At 39.7% G+C, this 317-nt stretch carries 1 pseudogene; it reads left to right on the top strand.

What is annotated here, in order from left to right:
- Nucleotides 1-317 (top strand): annotated as a pseudogene (locus PZE06_RS27495) (ABC transporter substrate-binding protein); the annotation flags it as partial.

Raw genomic sequence — 317 nt, 5'->3', positions numbered from 1 at the left:
GTTTGAACAAGAAGGCCGAGGCTATATTGTTGCCTCCTTTGGTGAAGAATCTGGCCATGTTCCATACACAAGCTATATGGCTAAACAAAGCTATATTGAAGAAAACAAAGTATTGGTTGAAAAATTCACTCGAGCGATGTATAAAGCGCAAAAATGGGTAGAAGAAAATAGCGCACAAGAAGTAGCGAAAGCTATTCAACCGCATTTTGCTGATACAGAGCTAGACATTATTGAAATGGTCGTAGAACGTTACAAAGGGCAGGATTCCTTAGCAGTCGATCCAGTTCTTGATGTAGACGAATGGAACAATTTGCATA

Origin of the sequence: Robertmurraya sp. DFI.2.37 (assembly GCF_029211245.1) — a bacterium.
GTDB lineage: Bacteria > Bacillota > Bacilli > Bacillales > Cytobacillaceae > Robertmurraya > Robertmurraya methanolica_A.
The sequence above is the reverse complement of the archived record's forward strand: the minus strand, read 5'-3'. Positions and strand labels throughout refer to the sequence as shown.